A 2386-nucleotide genomic window follows, 5' to 3' on the forward strand; every position below is an offset into this window, starting at 1 on the left:
CCGCGCTGCGGCACGACTTCCCGGAAGCGGTCATTGAAACAGGCCAATTCGGTCAAGATCCGAACCGGCCCTTCGCTGCGCGCTGCTTCGATGTCCTACATGCGGACGAAGCATTCATTCGCCAAACCCTAAGTCAGGGTGAACGGCGAAAACTACAACTCATCTACGTGAGTTCAATCCATGCATCTCAGATCTCCTCGGTTCTGGTAGCGTGAGAGGATCGAACCACCTTAGGGGGAGAAAGACGTGGATGGCATTAACCACCTTGTTCTCGCTGGGCATGATCTTGACGCGATGCGAACATGCTATGAAGAACTTGGCTTCACACTGGCACCGCGCGGCCAACACCCGTTCGGCACAGGAAACACCATCATCCAACTACACGGCAACTACCTCGAGTTGCTAGCATTGACGCGACCTGAAGACGTTGTCGAACATGGCGTCGACAGCTTTTCGTTTTCCGCCTTCAACCGAGATTATCTTGCGCGCCACGAGGGGTTCTCGATGGTCGTTCTCGGATCGCAAGACGCAGCTGCAAACCAGCTCTTATGGCAGTCCCGTGGACTTCCGACATACCGTCCATTCGAGTTTTCTCGTATGGCAGAACTCCCTGACGGCACGGAAACGTGCGTCGGTTTCGTGCTGGCATTCACATATTCGCCGGCGGCACCATGGCTCGGTCATTTCGTCTGCCAGCATTTTCGGCCCGACTATTACGAACAGCCGCAGTATCTTGCCCATGAGAACACCGCCTTGTCGGTCCGCGATGTGTGGATTTCGGGACCCGGCGCGCTCGATCTTGCCGGGCACTTCGCGACCTTCACGGGAATAGACGGACGAAGAAGTGCCGATAAAGTGGATTTCGACACGAACAGCGGCAGGATCACGTTAGCAACTGGTCTTGCCTTTCAGAGCGCGTTCGGCGTGCCTCCGCCGCACCCGCATGACGGCCCTCACCTTGCAGGACTGACAATCAATTGCGCATCTTTGGAACCGCTAAGGAAACGCACGCTCGTCGAAGTAGGGAGCCGCCTGGTGCTGCCGCCGGAACGTGCCTTCGGTTTAGCTCTCGCCTTCACGGCCTGATGTGTAGTGAAGATTGAATCAAAAGTAGGGGGTGGTAGCAAACGGTGTTGGCCTGCTTTGCGGACAAAGCGGACCGTGCGCCTCCCATTAGGGCTCTACGCAACGACATTCAGCTCCCTGGCACGGCAGAGCCTGCATCCAGGGCTACCAGTGTACTTGTTGCGGAGCGAAGCCGAATGTCCCTAACCTGAGCGTACTCAGCGCATTGATACCAGTCCCGAAGCGCCGCCATGCTTGGAAACTCGATTATCACCATACGCCCCGGAGACCAACCATTCCCGTCTTCCAGTACTTCCAAATCGCCACCGCGTGACAGAAAGCGCCCACCGAACTTGGTTATCAGTGGAAGAACTGCACGCTTGTAATCCTCAAAGACGTCGGGGTCCGTGATGATTTCGTCGGCGATTAGAAAGGCGGACATCGGGCATCCCATTCGGTTGGTTCGATGGTGCGGAGCCTACATAGACGTCGCATGTCCGACAATTTGGAAATGTGTGAATTGAGCTCGAAGCGGTCATCATGAGTGCTCGAGCGGAATCAAATTCCCCCAGCGTCCGGTATCCAGCGACGTATAGCGCCCTCGTTGTCGTCGAAATGTGCTTCGAATACGGGTGAAGCGAGGACTGCAAACATATGCAGTTCGCCATCTCCAATATTGCGGAAACCGTGGCGTCTCCTTGCGGGTATCACTGCCGAGTGACCCGCGCTCGCCTTAACCTGTTCACCTTCAATCCAGATCTCCGCTTGACCCGATAGCACTGTCAGGACTTCTTCGACCGGGTGCCAATGAGTCGGGGCCCCAAGCCCTGGCACGCACCACTGCTCAAAAATCGAAAGGGCAGAAGCGCCAGTCAGGGCAGAAATACGCATGCGCGTCGAAACTCCGGGACGCCAGTCAATTTGGGCTTGATTGTTGTGATCGATGAGGTCCACGGCAATACTCCCCTTATGCAGACAGAACCGGGCTGCAGTATTCGACCCGGCCAAGAAAAGTCCCATTGTCTTTGCGATGCTGGAAAAGAGATCGCCATGTGCTCTTCTCCGCGAATTGAGCACAGGGACGTCCCACGCAGAGCTCTTATGCGAACTCTATCACCTCTCGCGGCAAGGCGCACGAATGTCCGCTTTGTGCTCACTGCCGTCGTTCATCCCCAGTTCGCCCAACGACCGCTTCCGACCACTGAAGGTCCCCACTGTGAATCCCGGAGACAAAATGGACAGCGGAAACGGTCGGATGTTCTGACTGTCGCGGAGTAATATTCCGCATCTTTCGCCTTAGGCAACGAGCTGAAGGCGGGGA

The 2386-nt window shown here is 56.2% G+C and carries 4 protein-coding genes; 2 read left to right on the forward strand and 2 right to left on the reverse strand.

The annotated features are described in order from the left end of the window. A partial coding sequence (locus tag R5H32_RS20800; protein WP_318340546.1) for a hypothetical protein occupies positions 1 to 215 on the forward strand: 215 nt, incomplete at its 5' end. A 31-nt stretch (positions 216 to 246) separates the two neighbouring features. Then, positions 247 to 1086 carry a VOC family protein gene (locus R5H32_RS20805; RefSeq protein WP_318340547.1) on the forward strand — a complete coding sequence of 280 codons (840 nt, stop codon included), beginning with the start codon at positions 247 to 249 and terminating at the stop codon, positions 1084 to 1086. A 109-nt stretch (positions 1087 to 1195) separates the two neighbouring features. Here R5H32_RS20805 and R5H32_RS21025 read toward each other — a convergent pair whose 3' ends face one another. Continuing rightward, positions 1196 to 1519, reverse strand: a complete 324-nt coding sequence (locus R5H32_RS21025; RefSeq protein WP_412099052.1) for a DUF1330 domain-containing protein — start codon at positions 1517 to 1519, stop codon at positions 1196 to 1198. A gap of 104 nt (positions 1520 to 1623) precedes the next feature. Beyond that, entirely contained in the window at positions 1624 to 2019 is a 396-nt protein-coding gene (locus R5H32_RS20810; RefSeq protein ID WP_318340548.1) for a cupin domain-containing protein, read from the reverse strand. Positions 2020 to 2386 lie beyond the last annotated feature (367 nt).

Source organism: Defluviimonas sp. D31, assembly GCF_033436765.1.
Taxonomy (GTDB): domain Bacteria; phylum Pseudomonadota; class Alphaproteobacteria; order Rhodobacterales; family Rhodobacteraceae; genus Albidovulum.